Here is a 21,560-nt window from a genome sequence, read left to right on the forward strand (position 1 = left end):
GCCATCAACAACCTAACAATCCTGCCCACCATATTTCTCATCACGCAACATGGCACGCACGGCGTGATCAAAGTCTTTTAACACCTGATCGGCATTTTCTGCATTCACGCCTTTGGCATCTAAATAGAATTTGATTTTTGGTTCGGTACCAGATGGACGGACAATTAAGCGGCTGCCGTTATCTTGGATAAAGACCAAAATATCATTTTGGCGTTCGGTTTTTAAGTGATCGATTACCTGTACAACGGTATGCTCACCAATTTGAGTTGGTGGATTTTGGCGAAGTGCGGTCATTAATTCGCCTATTTTGCTTAAATCGCTGACACGAATAGAAATTTGACCACTGACATAGGCACCAAATTCTTGGGTGAATTCTGCGATATAATCAGCAAGGGTTTTGCCTTGTTGTTTTAAATAGCAAATGAGATCAAGGAACACAATAGCCGCAGAAATACCGTCTTTATCACGCACTTTATCGGGGTCAACTAAATAGCCTATGGCTTCTTCAAAACCGAATAATAAGCCTTGTACTTTGCCAATATATTTGAACCCTGTTAAGGTTTCTTCCGATTGGAAACCGTATTTTTTCGCAATTTCTGCTAACGCTGGCGATGATACTAAAGAACAAGCTAGAACGCCTTGTTTTCCTTGATTTTGCTGGGCTAAATACCAACCCAATAAACAACCGATCACATTACCATGCAAGGCTTTCCAGTTACCTTGAGCATCAGGCATTGCCACAGCTAAACGGTCTGCGTCTGGGTCGTTAGCTAAAATAAATTCTGCATTTTTCGCTTTGGCTAATTTAAAGGCTAAATCTAATGCCCCTTTTTCTTCGGGGTTAGGGAAATTCACCGTTGGGAATGAGCCATCGGGTTGAATTTGTTCAGTGACTAAATGGGGGTGTGGTAAACATGCTTTAGTCAAGGTTTTGCTTAACACTTCATAACCGACACCGTGCATAGCCGTATAAACATAGTTAATCTCGGCTTTTGGCTGTTTAGCTAGGCTTGCCGTTTTTTCAATATAGGCGTTGACGACTTCATCATCTAACACTATGTAATCTTGGCTGCGTGGTAAATCTTGAATATTACCAAGGGCGACTTCATCAATTAAGGCAGCAATTTGTTTATCGGCAGGTGAAACAATTTGACCGCCACCATTGGCTTTGCCTAAATACACTTTATAGCCATTATCTTCTGGTGGATTATGACTGGCAGTCACCATTACACCTGCGGTGGTGTCAAAATGTTGGATAGCGTAGGCTAACACTGGGGTTGGCAATTTACGGGGTAATAAATAAGTTTTAATCCCTGCTCCTGCCATGATTTCAGCGGTATCTTTAGCGAAAACGTCAGAATTTTTCCGACCGTCATAACCTAAAACAATGGAGGGTTTTTCATCATAACCTTGAATAAATTTGGCTAAACCGCCTGCTGCTTGAGCCACGAGAACACGGTTCATCCCCATTGAGCCAGCTTGTAAACGTCCACGTAAGCCAGCGGTACCAAATTGCAAACGTCCGTCAAAACGGGCTTTGAGTTCATCTGTGGCAGCCTTATCACCAGCTTGTGCTTGTTCAATTAATTGACTTAATTCTGCTTTGGTTTCTGCATCGGGATCTTGTGCTAACCAGTTTTGTGCAAGATTAAAAATTGTTGTCATAGTATCTCCTTATTTTTATTAAAATAATCATTAACATGGTTGTTAATTATTTAGCCTATCTTTTTCAAGGCTAAAATACAACCTAAAATCACGATTATTCCGCCCATTCCTTGATATAGATTAATCTTTTCACCCAAAGTGAAATAGCCAATAACTGCGGTGGAAAGGGGAATGATTAATTGAATAATATTAAACACCACCACCCCTTGTTTTTGTACGATATAAAATGCCATTAACATGCCTGTCAGCATGCCATAAATCCCAGCCAAACTTAAGCCAATTAATAACCCTTGACTGACCTGTTGCAGTTGTTCAATGCTATTGGTATGGATGGCAAGCATAAGATAAAGCAATCCTGAAAGGGTGGCGGTGGAGGCACTAATCACAATAGCGTGCAATTTTCTTGCCATCTGTTTTACCAACAAATTTTGAATAGATTGAATAAAAATAGCGGTGGCTAAAAACAGTGAACCGAGTAGAAAATCGCTGTTTTGTGCATTTTTATTACTATAAAAAACAAAGATTAGCGAACCTATAATCGCTATCAGACTGCCGACATAAAAGCGTTTTTGTTTAGCTCGTTGGCGTTCATCTTGAAAGAAAATGGTTGCCATAATAATGGCTAATGGCATCGCTAAAATACCAAAAATACTGCCAGCTAAAGCGGAGGTGTATTTTAGTCCATTAATAAAAAAATACATATTACCCGTCATAAATACCGCTAATAGCAATAGGCTAACAATAATCTTCGGCTCTACCCATATTTTTTTCAGTTCTTGTCTAAATTTTACCAAACAAATCAATACGAAAAATAATCCACCTGATAAGAATCTGACGGCATTATTATTTAAGGTTTCAAAATGAATGCTCATAAACCGCATAATGGGGAAACCAAAGCCCATTAGAATGATATAAGAAAGGCGAGTCAGCTGTTCGTTGTGCATGGCTTGTTATATGATAAAAAATATGTGCAATACTGTCGCAAAATACCTAAAAAATAAAGCAATAAACCTTGAAAATGAGAGATGGTTCACAGTTTTTTTATCTATATGCGTAACAATAGACCAGTTCTAGCACTGAATTTATGCTAATATAATTCCCTATGAAAGACATCTCTTATGTATATTGATCGCTATGAATATTCGTTACCTGTTACATAAAAAATTACGCCAAACGCACCGCATTTCTCGAAAAACCATTGAATTTTCTTGCCTGTTGATTGGGGCGAGTTTAGTTGCTTTATTTTCTCTTGGTTTTGCGAAATTAGCAGAATTAGGGCTGGAATGGAACGCACTTTGGACGGCTAAATATCCCCTTGCAGTTTGGTTAGTATTACCTTTGGGTATGGCGTTGTTAGCTTGGTTTACACCGAGATATACGCCTTACGTGGGTGGCAGTGGTATTCCGCAAGTCATTGCTGCATTGAGCTTGCCACATGGTGCGAGAAAGTCCTATTTAGTACAATTTGTGCAAACTTTGTGGAAAATCCCATTAACCTTTTTAGCCATGTTATTTGGTGCTTCCGTGGGGCGTGAAGGTCCTTCGGTGCAAGTGGGGGCAGCGGTGATGTTGGCTTGGGGGAATTGGTGTCATCATCATAATATTGCGTTTCGTGGGTTGAATGCCAATGAATTAATGGCAGCTGGTGCAGGTGGTGGTTTAGCAGCTGCCTTTAATGCACCGTTAGCTGGGGTTATTTTTGCCCTTGAAGAATTGGGGCGTGGGGTAATTTTGCGTTGGGAACGTCGTGTGTTATTAGGCGTTCTTGCAGCGGGTTTTATTTTAGTGGCGATTGACGGTAACAACCCTTATTTTCCATTATACAAAGGTGCTACAAATACAAAAGATATTTTGCTTTGGGTGCTAATGTGCGGTGTTATTTGTGGAATTTTAGGGGGGATTTTTGCTCGTTTATTGGCGAAAGGTGTAGCTGGTGTAGTACCTGCTCTGATTCGTGGTTGGGTTCGCCATCACCCCGTTACTATGGCATTAATTTTAGGTCTAATTCTTGCGGGATTAGGCACTTATACTAACGGACAAACCTATGGCACGGGTTATGAAGTGGTCACGCAAGCCTTAGATGGGCAACTGATTCAACCAGAAACGACAGGCATTGCCAAATTATTTGCCACGGTTGCGACCTATTGGACTGGGATTGCTGGCGGTATTTTTACCCCTGCATTGACAGTGGGAGCTGGAATCGGCTCACAGATTTCTAGTTTCACTGGTGAGCTCGTAGATGGTCGTTTATTGGTGTTATTGTGTATGGCAGCCTTTTTAGCAGGTGCCACGCAATCACCTGTGACTGCAGCGGTTGTCGTTATGGAAATGACAGGTAGTCAACCCGTGTTAATCTGGTTATTAATTGGTGGGATTGTATCGACTATTGTGTCACGTCAAATTATGCCAAAACCGTTTTATCATTTTGCGGCTGGACGTTTTCGTCAGCGTATTCAAGAACAAGGATAATTCAAAAACTTATGCAAAATCAACCGCACTTTCCTACACCTTATTACCGTGGACGTTTTTCCGTGGCACCGATGTTAGATTGGACGACGCGCCATTGCCGTTATTTTCATCGTCAATTTACCCAACACGCTTTGCTTTATACGGAAATGGTGACGGCTCAAGCGATTATTCACGCCAAATATGATCATTTAGATTTTGATTTAGCGGAAAATCCTGTTGCCTTGCAATTAGGTGGTAGCGACCCTGAACAGCTCAAACAATGTGCGATTTTAGCCGAACAACGGGGCTATAAAGAAATCAACTTAAATGTGGGTTGTCCGTCTGATCGTGTACAGAACGGCATGTTTGGCGCATGCTTAATGGCAAAAGCAGATTTAGTGGCAGACTGTGTGCAAGCTATGCAAAGTGCAGTGCAAATTCCTGTCACGGTGAAAACCAGAATTGGCATTGATGAGTTAGATAGCTATGATTTTCTGTGTGATTTTGTGCAAAAAGTGCAAGCCGTGGGCTGTCAGGATTTTATCGTACATGCTCGCAAAGCCTGGCTTTCTGGCTTAAGCCCAAAACAAAATCGTGAAATTCCACCTTTAGATTACGAGCGAGTGTATCAGCTCAAACGAGATTTCCCGCACCTTTGGATTAGCATTAACGGTGGCATTAAAACCATTGCAGAAATACAAACCCATTTGCAACAGGTTGATGGCGTGATGGTAGGACGTGAAGCCTATCAAAATCCGTCTTTATTAGGCGAAATTGATCGAGCCTTATTTGACCCTAACGCACCGATAATCACTGCTCATCAAGCGGTGCGGAATATGTTCCCTTATATTGAAAGCCAACTCAGTCAGGGTGTGTATTTAAATCATATTGTTCGCCACATGCTCGGTGCATTCCAAAACTGCAAAGGGGCAAGACAATGGCGACGACATTTAAGTGAAAATGCCTGCAAGCCGAATGCTGGGGTGGACGTAGTGGAAACGGCATTGGGGTTTGTGGAAGCGGATTAAATCGTGGTGGCTTAAAATCCCTGTTCATTAAGTTTACGATAAGCCTGACAACCCCCTTTTAAACCACGATCACAAGATCGTCCATACCATTCTTTTGCCACCGTTCTATTCTGGCGAGTGCCTATGCCTTTTTCATATAAAAATCCCACCGCATACTGGGCAAAAGGTTCTTTCTTTTCGGCAGCTCGTTTCATTAACTGAAAGCCTTTTTGTTCGTCTTGTTCCACCACTTTGCCAGAAAGATACAAATCCGCTAAACCAAATAACCCTTTGGGATGATTTTGATTAGCGGATTTTTGAAACCACATCAACGCTTGCTGTTCATTTTTCGCCACGCCATCACCATTGAGCAACATTTCAGCAATTTCCGCCTGTGATGGGGCATCGCCCTGCTCGGCAGCTTGCTTAAACCAAAAGAACGCCTGCGAATGATCTTCTTTCACGCCTAAGCCTAATTGATAAATCACCCCCACAATATTCTGTGAATCCACATCCCCTTTTTCCGCCGCACTTTTATGCCATTTCAACGCCAACCTATAATCTTTTTCCACCCCATCGCCAATAAAATATCTCGATCCTAACATCGTTTGAGCATTGGTATCGCCTAGCTCGGCTTGATGTTTGAGTTGGTCGATTTGGTTAGCGTGGGCAGGTATAATGAAAAATAATATCAGTATCAAAAATTTGTACATTATAATTTCTTTGTTAATATCCTTGTTCATTCAATTTGCGGTAATTATTACATCCTCTTTGATAACCATTATCACAGGATTGACCAAATAACTCTTTAGCAAGCCGTTTATCTTGTCTTACCCCTTGCCCATCATAATATTTTAAAGCAAGATTAAATTGTGCTGTTGCATCCCCTTGTTCAGCGGCTTTTTGATACCAATAAACTGCTTTAACAGGATCTTTTTCAACCTCTTCTCCTATTTCATATTTAAAACCCAGTGAAATTTGAGAAAAAAAATCTCCTGCTTCGGCTTTGGTTGTGAGATCATTAATTTCATTTGCATAAGATGATGTGGGAAAAGACATTCCGATTAGTGTTGCTAAAAGTAATTTTTTAAACATTTTAATTTCCTTATGTTGGATTTAGATTGGTGCATTTCTTAATTTTTTGGAATTCTGATAGAGTTATTCTTCATTAACTGTTCTAAACGCTCAAGTTTTTTTTGGCAAGAAATGTCCTTTCTGATGTGGTCTGAGTTATAATTCGAGATGTAAATAAATGGTTTTAATTCTATAGGTAATTTATTTATTACATTTTCTATGATTTTATTTGAAATGCTACATTGATTATTCCAGAAGATAACATCGCTTTCTTGATTCCATCTTTCTTTAGAAGTTCTGTTTGCAAAAGCCCCAGCACTCAAATTACTACTACCAATAATAGCTAACTTGGGAGTATTATTTTCTTTTGCCATAAATATTTTTGCGTGAGAGTTTGGCTTAAATTGGTAACAATTTACAGAAAGTTTTGTTTTATTTTGATTAGCATAATTGACGATATTATTACAACTGGTATTAAATTGCTTACTCCAATTACCACGATATAATCCATAAATATCTAGGTGTTTATTTATATTTAATTTCAATTTATTAATAATTTCAGCACTTGTACTAAAACTATTTTCTTGAAAAAATGCACTACATAAAATATAAGTATTGTATTTTTCACTTAGACAATCTAAAACGATATTTCTAAAAAAATTGGGATTTGCTTGGGTTCTGAGAAATAAGGCTATTTTATACATTCTATTCTACCTCTCTATTTTAACGTCTGAATTTCGTACAGGAACGATATTGCCTTGCTACCGAAGTCTGGGATACAAGATTATTTAAATAAAATTATGCCATTCTCATCACCGATGCTACAATCAACCCCAAGTAGTGATTTATACCGAAATAGTGGGGGTTATATGAAAGTCAATGAAAAGATCCGTTTTCTGCGTGAGAACAAAAATTGGTCGCAAGAAGAAATGGCAGATAAGCTGGGTATGTCCACTAATGGTTATTCAAAGATTGAACGTGGCGAAACACGTTTATCACTGCCTAAATTAGAGCAAATCGTGCAAGTGTTAGATATGGATATTATTGAATTGATGTCTTTAGGCGAAAAAAATGTAGTCTTGTTTTCGGAAAGAGGAAACAATCATAGTTTAAATATTTTCGGTTCAAATCAAACAGAATTAGCCATAGAAATCTCCTATTTGAAAAAAGAACTTGCCTTAAAAGACGAATTACTTGTTGCCAAAAAAAATGAAATTGATGTGTTAAAACAATTAGTTAAAAGTTTGAGAAAAGAACCATTATCTCATTAAACACAAAACCTGCCCGCTTAAATATCTAAATATAACCATGAAAAAGCTGTATTTTTACATGTTATTTATGGTTGTAACCACAAAAATATAAATGTATAATGCGATTATTATGGTTATAACCAAAATGATTCTACATGATTAGTCGCCCCAATTATCTTGCTCAACTTAAACCTTTTATTAATAAACCTTTTATCAAGGTGATTACAGGTATTCGCCGTTCAGGTAAATCAACAGTATTAAAAATGCTGCAAGATGAATTAATACAAAATGGCGTAACGAAAGAGCAAATTATTTATCTTAACTTTGAAAGTTTCGTGACCGCAGAGTTAAAAACCGCACAAACCCTTTACGCCTTTATTAAGGATAGTATTCAAACTAATCAACAATATTATGTCTTATTTGATGAAATTCAAGAAGTGATTGACTGGGAAAAGGCGGTCAATGCGTTAATGGTTGATTTTAATCTTGATTTATATATTACGGGTTCAAACTCTCACTTATTATCATCAGAACTTTCTACTTATTTAGCTGGGCGTTATATTGAGATCCCTATTTTTACGCTCTCTTTTCAAGAGTTTCTCGCATTTAAGCAGTATTATTCTGATCAACCTTATTTACCTTTGCCCTATTTTAATGAATATTTACGAAAAGGGGGCTTTCCAGTCGTGCATACTGCTGATTTTAATGAAGAAACTATTTATAAGATTGTACAAGATATTTATACTTCGGTCATTTTACGCGATACCGTGCAACGTCACAAAATCCGTGATGTGGAATTATTAGAACGGATTATTCGTTATGCTTTTGATAATGTGGGGAATACCTTTTCAGGCAAAAATGTGGCGGATTATTTTAAAAGCCAGCAACGCAAAATAGATTTAAATACGGTTTATAATTATTTGAATGCGTTAGAGAGTGCCTTTATTTTGCATCGAGTTGGACGATTTGACATTAAGGGAAAAGAGATTTTAAAAACACAAGAGAAATTTTATTTAGGTGATATATCCTTGCTGTATGCAACGATGGGGTTTCGTTCTAGCTTAATCGCAGGACTATTGGAGAATATTATTTATTTAGAATTAAAACGCCGAGGTTATCAGGTTTATATTGGTAAATTAGGTGATAAAGAGATTGATTTTATTGCACAAAAATCGCAACAAAAAATTTATTTGCAAGTAGCCTATAAATTGGAGAATCAAGACACAGTACAACGTGAATTTTCACCGTTACAAGCCATTCAAGATAACCATCCTAAATATGTGATCACCATGGATGAATGGTGGAATGAACATCTTGACGGCATAAAGCATTATCATATTGCAGAGTTTTTGCAAATGGCATGGTAAACTAGAAAAGCAGCAAGATAATTCAAAAGGAGGCAGTATGAAACAACATCAATATCAAGTCAATGTCAAATACCTCAGTGATCATGAGGGTAACGAAGTGAATCAAGAAATCACCTTTTCCGCTCCCAATCATGATAATATTTTTGCAATTATTGAAAGAACACAACAGCGTGACGGTTTTACTTTAGAAATGGCACAACGTTTTGCGGTGGGATTGAAGTTAATGACCGAGGTGGTCATGGAACATCGTGATAATCCATTGTTCAAGGAACTGAAGCCCCAAATTGCAGAAATGATGAAGATTATTAAGGGAAAATCGAGAAAGATTGAAGATTAAGAAACCAAGATGAATGGTGAAGTGCGGTGAAAAAAAATTTATTTTTTCACCGCACTTTTTATTCCTGCTTTTTACGATTTCCTTGACAAGTCCCTCAATCCCATTTATTTATAGAAAATACAGTTTTAACGAGGATTTAACAAAATGTTAAATATTGCGGTAATAAGTGAAAATGCGTTAGTTTGTGCCTTACCTCCACCCGCTGAACTAGATAAGCAGCGTAAGTTGTGGGCATTTGCGGGTTTATTGAATCAACAAGAGGGCATTTGTGAAGTCATTGTTGGCATGAATAATCTCACTGTTTTCACCGCACTTGGTGCGGATCTTATGGTTTTTAGTGAACGACTAAAAAAATATTGGAGTCAGGTAGAAAACCAACAATATCAAGGGAAACATTTTCAAATTCCAGTGCAATATGGCGGAGAATTTGGACAAGATTTGATGGACGTTGCTACTTTCCATAAGGTGTTACCGCAGGATATTATTACACGGCATACCGCACCGATTTATACCGTGTTTATGATTGGCTTTCAGGCAGGGTTTCCTTATCTTGGTGGTTTGCCTGAACATTTGCATACACCACGGCGAGAAGTACCGAGAACGCTTGTGCCTGCTGGGTCTGTGGGTATTGGTGGCAGTCAAACGGGTATTTATCCTTTTAGTTCACCAGGTGGCTGGAAAATTTTAGGGCGAACGGATTTACCTTTATTTGATAAGTCCAATTATCCGCCGACCTTATTGAAAGCAGGGGATACGGTGCAATTTGTGGTAGAGAGCGTGCAGTTATGATGAAAATTCTAAAAATTCAGACCTTTGCTACTTTACAGGATTTGGGGCGTTTTGGTTTTCGCTCTTTAGGTATTGGACAATGCGGTGCTATGGATACCCTTGCTTTAAAGGCGGGTAATCTATTACTTGCCAATCAGCAAAATGCTTGTGCGATTGAAATTGCTTTAGGCAGTATGACTGTGCAATTTGAACAAGACAGCAGTTTTTGTATCACGGGTGCATTTTATGAGGCTTATTTAGATAATGAGCCAGTGTATTCCTATTGGCGTTACCCTGTGCGAGCAGGGCAAATTTTACAATTTGTCAAAGCGAATTATGGTATGTATGGTTATTTGTGTGTACAAGGTGGTTTTGATGTGCCTCTTGAATTAGGCTCTCGCAGTACTGACTTGAAAACCCAGCTTGGTGGTTGGCAAGGGAGAGCCTTGCAAGAGGGGGATCAACTGCCATTGAACCCCCAAAGCCAAGTGCTTTCGAACATTGGCATTGCACCGATTTTACTCACGGATACACTGCATGCGTTGCCATCTTCTGAATATGAAGCCTTTACTAAAACCTCTCAATATCATTGGTGGCAAAAATCTTGGTGTTTACAAAGTAATAGTAATCGACAAGGCTATCGTTTTGAGGGTGAGGCGTTGAGCTTGAAAAAACCATTGGAAATGCTTTCCCACGCGGTGCAATTTGGCACGGTTCAAGTGCCACCAAGTGGTCAGCCTATTGTGTTAATGGCAGATACCCAAACGACAGGTGGCTATCCTAAAATCACTTGTGTTATTCAGGCAGATTTAGGGCGACTCGCTCAAGTGTTGGTGCTTGTCGGCACATTAAACGGACTTATTTTACCCATTTCTCTTGGTTTAATTTTGTTAGCTGCTTATAAAACCAAAATTGTTGGGGATTATAAACACCCATTATGGATGACGATTGTTGGCGGATTAGTGGTGGTATCAATGGCAGTGTTAAGTGGACAAACCTTGGTATCTTACATCACTAAACTGGTTGGTTAGTAAGCAAACCATTGTAATTAAATATAAAACCGCTGTTGGGCGGTTTTGTATTAGCTAAACGAATAAAAAATTCACCATTCCGCATATTTTTGGAGTAAAATGATTTTGTTAATTTCTATCAAAAGGAGATTTCTATGTTCAAAACACTTCAACAAGTAGGCAAAGCCTTTATGTTGCCTATCGCTATTTTACCTGCCGCTGGTTTATTGCTTGGTATTGGTGGGGCGTTATCTAATCAAGCCACTGTTCAAGCCTATCCTGTGTTGAATAATGCCACTTTACAGGGCATTTTCACCATTATGGCAGCCGCAGGCAATGTGGTTTTTGCTAATTTATCCCTATTGCTTTGTATTGGGTTGGGGATTGGTTTAGCCAAACGTGATAAAGGTGTCGCTGCGTTAGCCGCTGTGGTGGGTTATTTAATCATGACTGGCACGATTTCAGCATTAATCCCTATTTTTGCATCTGAAGTTAAAAGCATTGATACAGGGGTTATTGGGGCATTAGTCATGGGCTTGATCTCCGTGGCGTTACATAATCGCTACCATAATATTCAACTACCACAGGTATTAGGTTTCTTTGGCGGTTCTCGTTTTGTACCCATTGTTACCGCATTTAGTGCTATTTTTGTAGGGGCTGTGTTCTTCTTAATTTGGCCTACTTTCCAAAATTGGCTGACGATTGCTGGTCAAAACATTGCTGACATGGGCGAAATTGGTACATTCTTCTATGGCTTCTTAATGCGATTATGTGGTGCGGTAGGGTTACATCACATGATTTATCCACTATTTTGGTACACCGAATTAGGCGGTACGGAAATAGTGAATGGCGAAACTATTGTTGGGGCGCAAAAAATCTTTTTTGCTCAACTTGCTGATCCAAATCATCTAGGCTTATTTACCGAAGGAACAAGATTCTTCGCAGGGCGTTTTGCTACCATGATGTTTGGTTTACCTGGTGCCTGTTTAGCCATGTATCATGCTGTGCCAAAAGCTCGCCGTGGAGCATTCGCAGGCTTATTTTTGAGTACCGCATTAACTTCATTTATTACAGGTATCACTGAACCGATTGAGTTTATGTTCCTATTTATTGCCCCGTTGTTATACGTGTTCCATGCCTTTTTAGATGGCGTTTCTTTCTTCGTAGCGGATTATCTCAATATTAGCATCGGGAATACGTTCTCTGGTGGTTTTATTGATTTCTTATTATTTGGTATCTTGCAAGGCAATGAACATACCAACTGGATTTTAGTGTTATTCCAGGGGGCTGTATGGTCTGCATTGTATTATTTCTCTTTCCGTTTCTTTATTAGTAAATTTAATATCTTAACGCCAGGACGTGGTGAAGAAAGTGAAACCAATAATACGGAGAGCAGCGTAACAGATTTAACCGAGAATGCTAAAATTATTATCCAAGCTCTTGGTGGAGCAGACAATATTGAAAATGTCGATGCTTGTATTACTCGTTTACGTGTTTCCGTTACGGATGTGAAGAAAGTCGATAAAGCAACCATCAAATCTGTCGGAGCGATTGAAGTGCTTGAAGTCGGTGGCGGTATTCAAGCTATTTTCGGTGCAAAAGCGGTGTTATATAAAGCCGAGATTAATCAGATTTTGGGGCGTGATGATTAACGTTATTGCTGGTTAATCGAATTGTGCGGTGTAAAAATTCCGAATTTTCAACTTTGCTTGGTAACAGGGGCAACACCCCTCACAATCCCAGCAAGGATTGTGACTAAAAAACAAAGATTTTACACCGCACTTTCTTTATTTCGAGTAAAAAACTACTCCGCCAAAAATCCCCCACTTTGATGTTGCCATAATTTGGCATACAAGCCATTTTGAGCCAACAATTCAGCGTGGGTGCCTTGTTCTACAATTTGTCCTTGATCTAACACAATCAAACGATCCATTGCGGCAATGGTGGATAAACGGTGGGCGATGGCGATCACGGTTTTGTTTTCCATCATTTTATCAAGACTTTGTTGAATCGCCGCTTCAACTTCGCTGTCTAAGGCACTGGTGGCTTCATCAAGCAATAAAATTGGGGCATCTTTTAACATTACGCGAGCAATGGCAATACGTTGGCGTTGTCCGCCTGAAAGTTTTACGCCCCGTTCGCCAACGTGAGCATCATAGCCTCGGCGACCATTTGCATCACTCAATAACGGAATGAAATCTGCTGCTTCGGCACGCTGGGCGGCATTAAGCATATCTTGTTCGGTAGCGTTGGGGCGACCATAGATAATATTTTCACGTACAGAACGGTGTAACAATGAAGTGTCTTGCGTCACCAAGCCAATTTGGCTACGCAGGCTTTCTTGTTGTACGTCTAATATGTTTTGCCCGTCAATCGTAATGGTGCCTTGTTGAGGTTCGTAAAAACGTAATAGTAAATTGACGATGGTGGATTTTCCCGCACCCGAACGTCCAATTAAACCGACTTTTTCCCCTGCCTTAATGGTTAAATTAAATTGTTGGAGTAATTGTTTTTCAGGGGAATAGGCGAAGTTTACGTTGTCAAAACGAATTTCACCTTGTGTTACCTGTAGTGCGATGGCATTGGGTTTATCCAGAATAGTATGCGGTTTTGATAGAGTTTCCATGCCGTCATTCACTGTACCGATATTTTCAAATAAGCGGGCGGATTCCCACATAATCCAATGTGCCAAACCGTTTACGCGTAATGCCATGGCAGTGGAGGTCGCAATGGCTCCGACACCAACTGCACCCTGTTGCCAAAGTACCACACCTAAAACGGCGGTGCTTAAAGTCAAGAAGATATTGCTCGCATAAGTTAATACATCTAGGCTTGTGCCTAACCGCATTTGAGCATGAACAGTCCGCATAAATTCTTCCATCGATCTTTTAGCATAGGCAGCTTCACGTTCGCCGTGTGAAAAGAGTTTTACTGTGGCAATGTTGGAATAAGCATCGGTTACTCGTCCTGTCATAAGCGAACGAGCATCGGCTTGGTGTTCTGCGGTTTTGGCTAACTTAGGAATAAGGAAGTATAAAATACAGCCAAAGATAATCGCCCACAAAATAAAGGGGACTAAGAACCAACTATCGAAAGCGACTAATACCGCCCCTGAGGAAATAAAATAAACTCCGACATAAATTACCATATTTGCCACTGTGAGAACGGTATCTCGCACCGCAAGAGCGGTTTGCATGACTTTAGCCGAAACACGCCCTGCAAATTCGTCTTGATAAAAACTTAAACTTTGTCCTAGCATTAAACGGTGAAAATTCCAGCGTAAACGCATTGGGAATACGCCCTGTAGGGTTTGTAAACGAACCATTGAGGTGAGCAATGTCCAACCGATGCTTAAGACTAAAACAACAAACATTCCAATTAAATAGGGTCCTTTTTCCGCCCATAATGTTGTAGGTGTATAAGCACCAAGCCAATCTACTAATTTCCCCATAAATTGAAACATTAACGCTTCAATAACACCAATACCAATGGTTAAAAAAGCAAACAATGCGATCCACGTTTTAGTGCCTTCTAAATTTGACCATAAGAAACGCCATAAACCTTTCTCAGGTGTCTTGGGAGGCGTATCAGGGTAGGCATCAATCCGATTTTCAAACCAAGAAAAAATTTTATTTAACATTTTTGTTATACCTATAAGAAAACAAAAGGCAACGGGAAGGTTGCCTTAATCTGTAGCTATTATAACGCAAAATCTGTCAAAAAAGCACCGCACTTTTTGCTTTCATCTGCTGAATTTGGCTTAATCCGTCGTTTTATCTTTTTCTTTTACAGCGAAAAATTGCGCCCCCTTGGCAATCATTCGGAGTTGTAAAATAACACGTCTTTTTAATTCTGCGCGATCTTTTTCATCCATATCTAAGGCTTTTGACATGGCACTAAAGGTCAGCGTGACACTGGCTTCAGCTTGCATATAACCGATATACCTTGAATAATTAAAACGATAGGTAATAAATTCGCCTAATTCTTCGATAAAGTGTTTAATTTCACGGGAAACTGCGGTGCGAAAAAGCAAAGAAATTCCAGCACTTTCTCTCAATAATAAACGAAAAACGTTAGGATCATTTTCAATAAATTCAAAAAAAGTATCAATCGAAATTTCAATAACGCTACCACCATTACGCAAGCGTTTCTGGGCTTGTCGCATTAATTGTCGTAAGGTTAAACCCGCTTCATCAACCATGGTTAAACCTAATTCTTCCATATCTTTAAAATGACGATAAAAGGAAGTAGGAGCAATACCCGCTTCTCTTGATACTTCACGTAAGCTCAAATTAGCAAAACTTTTTTCAGCCGTTAGCTGGTTAAAAGCAGCATTAATTAAGGCTTGCCGTGTTTTTTCTTTTTGTAAAGCACGAATTCCTGCCATATTAATTCTCTTCTAAAATTGGTTGAATTGTATTTTTAATCATTTGAGCAATACGTTCATAACGTTGACGTAATGGCGAGCCAGGACGGTAAATTAGTATAATAGAACGTTTCGGTTCAGGATCGATACAAGGGATATATTTTACACCTTGACGTTCCTTTTCATTATGCACAGCAAGCTGTGGCATTAGGGTAATCCCGACATTGGCTGCGACCATATTGCGTAGGGTTTCAAGACTTGTGGCTTGAAAATGGGAATTTTCTTTGGCACCCGCAGAAAAACAATATCCAAGCGCTTGTTCTCTTAAACAATGACCATCATCTAGCATAAGAATTTCTTTATTATTCAATGCAGCAAGTGAGATTTGTTGTTCATTTGCCCAACTATGTTGGTCGGGTACGGCAATCAACATTTTTTCCGTAAAAACGGGGACTTCAATAAATGGTTGAGTTTCTTCTACTGAAGCAACAATGGCACAATCTAAATTGCCCGTTTCTAATTGATCGATCAAACGAGAGGTTTGTTGCTCGTATAAGAATAATTCTAGCTCTGGAAATTCTCGTGTTAATACTGGCATAATATGCGGTAATAAATACGGACCAACCGTTGGGATCACCCCAATATGTAGTGGACCAGTCATATCCCTGCATTGATTACTCGCCATTTCTTTGAGTAATTTAACGTCACGTAATACCGTTTTGGCTTGATCTACTAACAGCAATCCCGATTGCGTAAATAGCACCTTACGGCTCGTGCGTTCTAATAGAATAATACCGAGTTCGTCTTCTAATTTGCGAATTTGCCCGCTTAATGTAGGCTGACTAACATGGCATGCGTCCGCTGCACGCCGAAAATGTTTATATTCGGCAAGTGCCACCAGATATTCTAAATCACGAATATTCATAAAAAAACTTCCTTATAGATATGAACAATTAAAAGAATAGAATTAATTGATTGTAACTATACCATAAAATTACCTATAATCCACCCAGTAAAAACAACTAACTACTTAAATCGGAGAAAAAATTATGTCAAATATGGAAGGAAAAAAAGTTCCTCAAGTTACATTCCACACTCGCCAAGGCGACGCATGGGTTGATGTAACATCAGCAGAATTATTCGACAACAAAACTGTTGTGTTATTCTCATTACCTGGTGCATTCACCCCAACTTGTTCATCAACACACTTACCACGTTACAACGAATTAGCATGTGAATTCAAAGCGTTAGGTGTTGACGATATTATTTGTATGTCTGTTAATGACACATTCGTTATGAACGCATGGAAAGCAGACCAAGAATCAGAAAATATTACCGTTATTCCAGATGGTAATGGTGAATTTACCGAAGGTATGGGTATGCTTGTTGGTAAAGAAGATTTAGGCTTTGGCAAACGTTCATGGCGTTATTCTGCGTTAGTACGCAATGGTGTAGTAGAAAAAATGTTCATTGAACCACAAGAGCCAGGCGACCCGTTCAAAGTATCTGATGCCGATACTATGATCAAATATTTAAATCCAAAATGGGAAGCCAAACCATCAGTTTCTATCTTCACTAAACCAGGTTGCCCATTCTGTGCGAAAGCCAAAGGTTTATTAAAAGTGAAAGGCTATACCTTTGAAGAAATCGTATTAGGTCGTGATGCTTCAACTATCTCTGTACGTGCTATTACAGGCAAAACATCTGTTCCACAAGTCTTTATTGGTGGTCAGTACATCGGTGGTAGCGAAGATTTAGAGAAATATTTAGCTTAATTTAAGCTAAATATTCGGTATTTTCTCACCGCACTTTGGGTAAATTGCTCAAAGTGCGGTTTTTTTGACTAATTTTTATCTAATTTGTTGTATATTATGCTTTATTGAGAATTGCCTTATGCTCTTGAATAATCGCCATAAACGGTTGAGCAAATCGTTCCCATTTAATTGCCCCTACGCCATTAATTTGTAGCATTTCCACTTTATTGGTTGGTAAGTACAGGGACATTTCTTGTAAGGTCGCATCACTAAATACAATATATGGCGGAATATTTTCTCGGTCGGCAATTTGTTTGCGTAAAAAACGTAAGCGAGCAAATAAATCTTTATCGTAATTGGTCACTGCACTACGTTGTGGGGCAGAAACCGTTGCAATAGCGGATAAGCGTGGCGTTGCCAGCTCTAAAGGGATTTCACCACGTAAAATTGGTCTGGCACTTTCGGTGAGTTGTAATTGTACGCCAACGTCATTCATGACTTGATGAATAAAACCGAGATGAATTAATTGGCGAATCACTGATTGCCAATATTCTTTGCTTTTGTCTTTGCCAATGCCATAGACGCTTAGTTTATCATGTTGGTAATCACGAATACGTTGATTATTCATGCCACGCATAACGCCTATCACGTATTGCATACCAAAGCGTTGACCCGTGCGATAAATAGTAGAAAGGATTTTTTGTGCATCCATTAAGCCATCATACTTTTTCGGTGGATCTAAGCAAATATCACAGTTATTGCAAGGTGTTTGACGATTTTCGCCGAAATAATTGAGTAATACTAAACGGCGACAAGTTTGGCTTTCGGCAAATTCACCGATGGCTTCTAGTTTGTGTTGTTTAATATCTCGTTGTGGCGATTCAGGTTCTTCCAGTAGCATTTTGTGTAACCAGCCGTAATCGGCGGGTTCATAAAATAATACCGCTTCGGCAGGTAAATCATCTCGTCCTGCTCGCCCCGTTTCTTGATAATAGGCTTCGATACTGCGAGATAAATCAAAGTGAGCAACAAATCGCACGTTAGATTTATTAATTCCCATACCAAAGGCAATGGTGGCAACCACCACTTGAATATTATCTCGCTGAAAGGCTCGTTGCACACGTTCACGTTCGGCAAAATCCATGCCTGCATGATAGAAATCTGCGGATACCCCACGCCTTTTTAAGGCTTCAGCGACTTTTTCCGATTTATTGCGACTGTTGCAATATACAATGCCACTTTTGCCCTTTTGTGCCGCCACAAAATTACAGAGCTGTTCCATTGGCTTGAATTTTTCGACTAAGGTGTAACGAATATTCGGGCGATCAAAACTGCCTACATATAAGTGCGGTTGATTTAAACGAAGATTTTGCCAAATATCCTGTCTGGTGGTGTTATCAGCAGTGGCGGTTAATGCCATAATTGGCACATTGGGAAAAGTAGCCTTTAATCCGCCGAGTTGAGCATATTCAGGACGGAAATCATGCCCCCATTGGGAGATGCAATGGGCTTCGTCAATAGCAATAAAGCTGACTAAACAATGGGAAATAAAAGAAAAAAAGTGATTTGTCATCACCTTCTCAGGGGAAAGATAAAGTAATTTGAGTTGACCAGAAATGGCTTTATTTTGCACCTGTTGCTGCTGTTCAAAGGTTTGTGTGGAATTGAGATAATCCGCAGCGATGCCGTTTGCCAGCAGTTGATCGACTTGATCTTTCATCAAGGAAATTAATGGTGAAATAACTAAGGTTAGACCTGAAAAACACAAGGCTGGAATTTGATAACACAGGGATTTCCCGTTCCCTGTCGCCATCACGACAAGGCTATCTTGTCCATGTAATGCAGATTGAATGACTTCTTGTTGCCCTTTGCGGAAAGATTGATAGCCGAATACATCCTTTAATACTTGTAAAGGATCAGCAAGTGCGGTGGAAAAATCGTGTTTTTTTGGCACCGTACTATTGTCGTTCAAATCAAAGGAAGACAGCGATTCCATTAGCCAAATGTCGCTTCTTCACCGTGAGCTGCACAGGCTTCACTTAAACAATCATAAAAGCGTTTACCATCGTGGTTAATCCAGTCGTTATCTTTCCAAGCAAAATGTAAACCACCTAAACGGCTAGCCAGCCAGAGTTCTAACATGGATTCTTGTTTATTAATGACAATTTGTGTACGATTGCCAAAAGTCATGGTAAACACCGATCCTTGACGTTCAAAATCTACGTCCACATCTTGCTCATCACATTGTTCTTCAATATGATCCCACACTTGTTCAATATTTTGATGAAATTCAGCTAGGTTCATTTTTGTTCTCTTAATAGATCTATTATTTTAAAGATGAATTATAGATATTTTCTGTGATTAAGGATAGGGGGAATTTCTACCAAATTCACGATTAAATAAGAATAATCATCAAATTTTGGAGTGCAGATCACAAATTTAGTTTTGAATTAGGGGTTATTTTAAGGCATACTTATCTCTTGAAATAGGAAAAATGGTGAGTCATTTTTTACTTTTACGAACATCAGATAGGAGGGGGTATGAAATTAACCAAAACTCAAGAACAATATCTTACTGAGCTATGGCATCATGGGATGGATAATGATTTATTTGAAGAAATTAGTCTAGATAAAATTAAAGCAAAACGAGCAGAGAGATTAGAATATCTAGAGAATAAAAAAGCCATTGATGAGGTATTTTATAGTGAAGTGGCTTACTCTTAAGGATTCAAAAATTGATGAATTTATGGCTTTATTATCAGATGAAGCATTACTTTATGTGGAGACCATTTTAGATAGTTATGACATTGTACGATCACCGTTTTCGATAGAAATCAATAGTTTCACATCATTGCAATGTATTGTTAAAGGCAATATAGCTTATATTCTTTCTTTCAATTATGGTCGTTTTTCTAATATCAATACTGGAATAAGCGTTCGAGAAATCAATTTTATCCAATTACTAAAAGAGAAATATTTTTCTAGTAATCAGTTTATTCACCTTTCTGTCAAGCAAAAAAGACGATTAAATAAATTGCTTAAAAAATAATAGATACTACCATTTATTCAAACAAAATAGTGTAAAATAACTAAAATACTTAACACGGAAAATAATGATGAAAAAACTCACTTTTTTAACCGCACTTTTAGTGCTAGCAACCTTTATAACAGGCTGTGGCGTGAAAGGACCTTTATATTACCCACAAGAGAATACCCAACAAACCCAACAAAAATAGGATTTCTAAATGGATTTCTTTCAATATCAGAACAATAAACTTTTTGCTGAAGCATTGCCTGTAAGTCAGTTAGCACAGCAATTTGGTACGCCACTTTATGTCTATTCTAAAGCAACTTTGGAGCGTCATTGGTATGCTTTTGATAAGGCTTTTGGTGATCATCCGCATCTGATTTGCTTTGCGGTAAAAGCAAATTCAAACATTGCTGTGTTGCAAACGATGGCAAGATTGGGTTCGGGGTTTGATATTGTGTCGCAAGGGGAATTAGAGCGTGTGCTGAAAGCGGGCGGTGATCCTGCGAAAGTGGTATTCTCTGGTGTAGCGAAAACAGAAATAGAAATTGCTCGTGCGTTGGAAGTCGGGATTCGTTGTTTTAATGTAGAAAGCCTGCCTGAACTCTATCGGATTAATGAAGTTGCTGGTAAAATGGCGAAAATTGCACCGATTTCGTTACGTGTTAATCCTGATGTAGATGCACATACGCACCCTTATATTTCTACTGGATTGAAAGAAAATAAATTTGGTGTGAGCGTGGAACAGGCTCAAGATGTATATCGCCAAGCTAGTCAATTAGCCCATATTCAAGTTGTTGGAATGGATTGTCATATTGGTTCGCAACTCACTGAATTACAACCATTTTTAGATGCTGCCGATCGTTTAATTCATTTAATGAAACAATTAAATGCAGACGGTATTCAGCTGAAACACCTAGATTTAGGTGGTGGTCTAGGTGTGCCTTATACCAACGAAACACCGCCACATCCGACTGAATATGCCAAAGCATTACTTGAAAAATTGCAACAATGTGATTTGGAAATTATCCTTGAACCAGGGCGTGCAATCACGGCGAATGCGGGGATTTTAGTGACTAAAGTGGAATATATTAAAACCAACGAAAGCCGAAACTTTGCGATTGTTGATGCAGGTATGAACGATATGATTCGCCCTGCTTTGTATCAGGCTTATATGAATATTATTGAAGCGGATCGCAGTTTGGCACGTGAAAAAGCCGTTTATGATGTTGTTGGTCCTGTGTGTGAAACCTCAGATTTTCTTGGAAAACAACGTGAATTGGCGATAGCTCAAGGAGATTTTTTAGTGCAACGTTCCGCTGGTGCTTATGGGGCGAGCATGAGTTCAAATTATAATTCTCGACCACGTACCGCAGAAATCATAGTAGATGGTGATCAGGCTCATTTGATTCGGCAGCGTGAGAGCTATGAGAATTTATGGCAATTAGAACGTTTATTGCCGTAAATAATGATAAAAAAGTAGAGAT

At 39.0% G+C, this 21,560-nt stretch carries 23 protein-coding genes; 13 read left to right on the forward strand and 10 right to left on the reverse strand.

Annotated features, from left to right (window positions below; translation table 11 throughout):
* Window positions 1–12: 12 nt before the first annotated feature.
* Together O1Q81_RS02130 and O1Q81_RS02135 are read right to left on the reverse strand one after the other, a co-directional pair.
* Window positions 13–1,665, reverse strand: a complete 1,653-nt coding sequence (locus tag O1Q81_RS02130) for a phospho-sugar mutase (RefSeq protein WP_386697989.1) — start codon at window positions 1,663–1,665, stop codon at window positions 13–15.
* 50 nt (window positions 1,666–1,715) lie between these two features.
* Complete coding sequence (locus O1Q81_RS02135) at window positions 1,716–2,609, reverse strand: DMT family transporter (RefSeq protein ID WP_386697990.1); 894 nt, start codon at window positions 2,607–2,609, stop codon at window positions 1,716–1,718.
* A gap of 190 nt (window positions 2,610–2,799) precedes the next feature.
* Here O1Q81_RS02135 and O1Q81_RS02140 point away from each other — a divergent pair, with 190 nt between their 5' ends.
* Both O1Q81_RS02140 and dusA read left to right on the forward strand, forming a co-directional pair.
* Window positions 2,800–4,134, forward strand: a complete 1,335-nt coding sequence (locus tag O1Q81_RS02140; protein ID WP_386697991.1) for a chloride channel protein — start codon at window positions 2,800–2,802, stop codon at window positions 4,132–4,134.
* An 11-nt stretch (window positions 4,135–4,145) separates the two neighbouring features.
* Entirely contained in the window at window positions 4,146–5,141 is a 996-nt protein-coding gene (gene dusA, locus O1Q81_RS02145) for a tRNA dihydrouridine(20/20a) synthase DusA (RefSeq protein ID WP_386691985.1), read from the forward strand.
* Window positions 5,142–5,152: 11 nt separating this feature from the next.
* On the opposite strand, the gene O1Q81_RS02150 is transcribed toward dusA, so the two are convergent.
* The 3 genes from O1Q81_RS02150 to O1Q81_RS02160 are packed head-to-tail and all read right to left on the reverse strand — an operon-like array spanning window position 5,153 to window position 6,898.
* A complete protein-coding gene (locus O1Q81_RS02150; RefSeq protein WP_386697992.1) occupies window positions 5,153–5,833 on the reverse strand; it encodes a tetratricopeptide repeat protein in 681 nt (226 codons plus the stop codon).
* Window positions 5,834–5,846: 13 nt separating this feature from the next.
* Entirely contained in the window at window positions 5,847–6,215 is a 369-nt protein-coding gene (locus O1Q81_RS02155) for a tetratricopeptide repeat protein (protein ID WP_386697993.1), read from the reverse strand.
* A gap of 38 nt (window positions 6,216–6,253) precedes the next feature.
* The gene (locus tag O1Q81_RS02160; RefSeq protein WP_386695462.1) at window positions 6,254–6,898 is read right to left on the reverse strand and encodes a restriction endonuclease PLD domain-containing protein; all 645 of its coding nucleotides are present in this window, start codon (window positions 6,896–6,898) and stop codon (window positions 6,254–6,256) included.
* Window positions 6,899–7,063: 165 nt separating this feature from the next.
* Here O1Q81_RS02160 and O1Q81_RS02165 point away from each other — a divergent pair, with 165 nt between their 5' ends.
* The 6 genes from O1Q81_RS02165 to O1Q81_RS02190 all read left to right on the forward strand — a co-directional run bounded on the left by O1Q81_RS02165 (window position 7,064) and on the right by O1Q81_RS02190 (window position 12,578).
* On the forward strand, window positions 7,064–7,465 hold the full coding sequence (locus tag O1Q81_RS02165) for a helix-turn-helix domain-containing protein (RefSeq protein ID WP_386697995.1): 402 nt from the start codon (window positions 7,064–7,066) through the stop codon (window positions 7,463–7,465).
* Between the two features lie 134 nt (window positions 7,466–7,599).
* Window positions 7,600–8,811: an ATP-binding protein gene (locus O1Q81_RS02170; protein ID WP_386697997.1), complete on the forward strand. Its 1,212-nt coding sequence runs from the start codon at window positions 7,600–7,602 to the stop codon at window positions 8,809–8,811.
* Window positions 8,812–8,848: 37 nt separating this feature from the next.
* Window positions 8,849–9,148: a DUF3861 domain-containing protein gene (locus O1Q81_RS02175; RefSeq protein ID WP_386697999.1), complete on the forward strand. Its 300-nt coding sequence runs from the start codon at window positions 8,849–8,851 to the stop codon at window positions 9,146–9,148.
* Between the two features lie 144 nt (window positions 9,149–9,292).
* On the forward strand, window positions 9,293–9,937 hold the full coding sequence (gene pxpB, locus O1Q81_RS02180) for a 5-oxoprolinase subunit PxpB (protein WP_386698001.1): 645 nt from the start codon (window positions 9,293–9,295) through the stop codon (window positions 9,935–9,937).
* Window positions 9,934–10,947 (forward strand): 5-oxoprolinase/urea amidolyase family protein, encoded by a 1,014-nt coding sequence (locus O1Q81_RS02185; protein WP_386698003.1) that lies wholly within the window; start codon window positions 9,934–9,936, stop codon window positions 10,945–10,947. The genes pxpB and O1Q81_RS02185 overlap by 4 nt, the downstream gene beginning before the upstream one ends.
* A 134-nt stretch (window positions 10,948–11,081) precedes the next feature.
* Window positions 11,082–12,578, forward strand: a complete 1,497-nt coding sequence (locus O1Q81_RS02190) for a PTS transporter subunit EIIC (RefSeq protein WP_386698004.1) — start codon at window positions 11,082–11,084, stop codon at window positions 12,576–12,578.
* A 152-nt stretch (window positions 12,579–12,730) separates the two neighbouring features.
* Here O1Q81_RS02190 and O1Q81_RS02195 read toward each other — a convergent pair whose 3' ends face one another.
* The 3 genes from O1Q81_RS02195 to oxyR all read right to left on the reverse strand — a co-directional run bounded on the left by O1Q81_RS02195 (window position 12,731) and on the right by oxyR (window position 16,217).
* Complete coding sequence (locus tag O1Q81_RS02195) at window positions 12,731–14,566, reverse strand: ABC transporter ATP-binding protein (protein ID WP_386695481.1); 1,836 nt, start codon at window positions 14,564–14,566, stop codon at window positions 12,731–12,733.
* A 120-nt stretch (window positions 14,567–14,686) separates the two neighbouring features.
* Window positions 14,687–15,313, reverse strand: a complete 627-nt coding sequence (gene fabR / locus O1Q81_RS02200; RefSeq protein ID WP_386695483.1) for an HTH-type transcriptional repressor FabR — start codon at window positions 15,311–15,313, stop codon at window positions 14,687–14,689.
* Between the two features lies 1 nt (window position 15,314).
* Window positions 15,315–16,217 carry a DNA-binding transcriptional regulator OxyR gene (gene oxyR / locus O1Q81_RS02205; protein ID WP_386688471.1) on the reverse strand — a complete coding sequence of 301 codons (903 nt, stop codon included), beginning with the start codon at window positions 16,215–16,217 and terminating at the stop codon, window positions 15,315–15,317.
* Between the two features lie 124 nt (window positions 16,218–16,341).
* On the opposite strand from oxyR, the gene O1Q81_RS02210 reads away from it, so the two are divergent.
* Entirely contained in the window at window positions 16,342–17,067 is a 726-nt protein-coding gene (locus O1Q81_RS02210) for a glutathione peroxidase (protein ID WP_386688469.1), read from the forward strand.
* A gap of 94 nt (window positions 17,068–17,161) precedes the next feature.
* On the opposite strand, the gene recQ is transcribed toward O1Q81_RS02210, so the two are convergent.
* Both recQ and cyaY read right to left on the reverse strand, forming a co-directional pair.
* Window positions 17,162–19,042: a DNA helicase RecQ gene (gene recQ, locus O1Q81_RS02215; RefSeq protein ID WP_386698006.1), complete on the reverse strand. Its 1,881-nt coding sequence runs from the start codon at window positions 19,040–19,042 to the stop codon at window positions 17,162–17,164.
* Window positions 19,042–19,350 (reverse strand): iron donor protein CyaY, encoded by a 309-nt coding sequence (gene cyaY, locus O1Q81_RS02220; protein ID WP_386688465.1) that lies wholly within the window; start codon window positions 19,348–19,350, stop codon window positions 19,042–19,044. Before cyaY ends, recQ begins: the two co-directional genes overlap by 1 nt.
* Before the next feature lie 236 nt (window positions 19,351–19,586).
* On the opposite strand from cyaY, the gene O1Q81_RS02225 reads away from it, so the two are divergent.
* From O1Q81_RS02225 to lysA, 4 genes are all read left to right on the forward strand, one after another.
* Window positions 19,587–19,769 carry a hypothetical protein gene (locus O1Q81_RS02225; protein ID WP_386698007.1) on the forward strand — a complete coding sequence of 61 codons (183 nt, stop codon included), beginning with the start codon at window positions 19,587–19,589 and terminating at the stop codon, window positions 19,767–19,769.
* Between the two features lie 22 nt (window positions 19,770–19,791).
* Window positions 19,792–20,094 (forward strand): hypothetical protein, encoded by a 303-nt coding sequence (locus O1Q81_RS02230; protein WP_386698009.1) that lies wholly within the window; start codon window positions 19,792–19,794, stop codon window positions 20,092–20,094.
* 64 nt (window positions 20,095–20,158) lie between these two features.
* Window positions 20,159–20,281: a lipoprotein gene (locus O1Q81_RS02235; RefSeq protein ID WP_386698011.1), complete on the forward strand. Its 123-nt coding sequence runs from the start codon at window positions 20,159–20,161 to the stop codon at window positions 20,279–20,281.
* Between the two features lie 9 nt (window positions 20,282–20,290).
* Window positions 20,291–21,538 carry a diaminopimelate decarboxylase gene (gene lysA / locus O1Q81_RS02240; protein ID WP_386698013.1) on the forward strand — a complete coding sequence of 416 codons (1,248 nt, stop codon included), beginning with the start codon at window positions 20,291–20,293 and terminating at the stop codon, window positions 21,536–21,538.
* Window positions 21,539–21,560 lie beyond the last annotated feature (22 nt).

This window comes from Lonepinella sp. MS14436, assembly GCF_042470565.1.
Lineage (GTDB): Bacteria > Pseudomonadota > Gammaproteobacteria > Enterobacterales > Pasteurellaceae > Lonepinella.

What these genes read in the sequence shown, in the direction of transcription:
- O1Q81_RS02190 (WP_386698004.1), top strand. Translation starts at nt 11,082, where the DNA reads ATGTTCAAAACACTTCAACAAGTAGGCAAAGCCTTTATGTTGCCTATC.
- O1Q81_RS02195 (WP_386695481.1), bottom strand. Translation starts at nt 14,566, where the DNA reads ATGTTAAATAAAATTTTTTCTTGGTTTGAAAATCGGATTGATGCCTAC.
- recQ (WP_386698006.1), bottom strand. Translation starts at nt 19,042, where the DNA reads ATGGAATCGCTGTCTTCCTTTGATTTGAACGACAATAGTACGGTGCCA.
- pxpB (WP_386698001.1), top strand. Translation starts at nt 9,293, where the DNA reads ATGTTAAATATTGCGGTAATAAGTGAAAATGCGTTAGTTTGTGCCTTA.
- O1Q81_RS02225 (WP_386698007.1), top strand. Translation starts at nt 19,587, where the DNA reads ATGAAATTAACCAAAACTCAAGAACAATATCTTACTGAGCTATGGCAT.
- O1Q81_RS02160 (WP_386695462.1), bottom strand. Translation starts at nt 6,898, where the DNA reads ATGTATAAAATAGCCTTATTTCTCAGAACCCAAGCAAATCCCAATTTT.
- O1Q81_RS02185 (WP_386698003.1), top strand. Translation starts at nt 9,934, where the DNA reads ATGATGAAAATTCTAAAAATTCAGACCTTTGCTACTTTACAGGATTTG.
- O1Q81_RS02150 (WP_386697992.1), bottom strand. Translation starts at nt 5,833, where the DNA reads ATGTACAAATTTTTGATACTGATATTATTTTTCATTATACCTGCCCAC.
- O1Q81_RS02210 (WP_386688469.1), top strand. Translation starts at nt 16,342, where the DNA reads ATGTCAAATATGGAAGGAAAAAAAGTTCCTCAAGTTACATTCCACACT.
- O1Q81_RS02175 (WP_386697999.1), top strand. Translation starts at nt 8,849, where the DNA reads ATGAAACAACATCAATATCAAGTCAATGTCAAATACCTCAGTGATCAT.
- O1Q81_RS02235 (WP_386698011.1), top strand. Translation starts at nt 20,159, where the DNA reads ATGATGAAAAAACTCACTTTTTTAACCGCACTTTTAGTGCTAGCAACC.
- O1Q81_RS02140 (WP_386697991.1), top strand. Translation starts at nt 2,800, where the DNA reads ATGAATATTCGTTACCTGTTACATAAAAAATTACGCCAAACGCACCGC.
- O1Q81_RS02135 (WP_386697990.1), bottom strand. Translation starts at nt 2,609, where the DNA reads ATGCACAACGAACAGCTGACTCGCCTTTCTTATATCATTCTAATGGGC.
- O1Q81_RS02130 (WP_386697989.1), bottom strand. Translation starts at nt 1,665, where the DNA reads ATGACAACAATTTTTAATCTTGCACAAAACTGGTTAGCACAAGATCCC.
- O1Q81_RS02165 (WP_386697995.1), top strand. Translation starts at nt 7,064, where the DNA reads ATGAAAGTCAATGAAAAGATCCGTTTTCTGCGTGAGAACAAAAATTGG.
- O1Q81_RS02170 (WP_386697997.1), top strand. Translation starts at nt 7,600, where the DNA reads ATGATTAGTCGCCCCAATTATCTTGCTCAACTTAAACCTTTTATTAAT.
- oxyR (WP_386688471.1), bottom strand. Translation starts at nt 16,217, where the DNA reads ATGAATATTCGTGATTTAGAATATCTGGTGGCACTTGCCGAATATAAA.
- cyaY (WP_386688465.1), bottom strand. Translation starts at nt 19,350, where the DNA reads ATGAACCTAGCTGAATTTCATCAAAATATTGAACAAGTGTGGGATCAT.
- lysA (WP_386698013.1), top strand. Translation starts at nt 20,291, where the DNA reads ATGGATTTCTTTCAATATCAGAACAATAAACTTTTTGCTGAAGCATTG.
- O1Q81_RS02155 (WP_386697993.1), bottom strand. Translation starts at nt 6,215, where the DNA reads ATGTTTAAAAAATTACTTTTAGCAACACTAATCGGAATGTCTTTTCCC.
- dusA (WP_386691985.1), top strand. Translation starts at nt 4,146, where the DNA reads ATGCAAAATCAACCGCACTTTCCTACACCTTATTACCGTGGACGTTTT.
- fabR (WP_386695483.1), bottom strand. Translation starts at nt 15,313, where the DNA reads ATGGCAGGAATTCGTGCTTTACAAAAAGAAAAAACACGGCAAGCCTTA.
- O1Q81_RS02230 (WP_386698009.1), top strand. Translation starts at nt 19,792, where the DNA reads ATGGCTTTATTATCAGATGAAGCATTACTTTATGTGGAGACCATTTTA.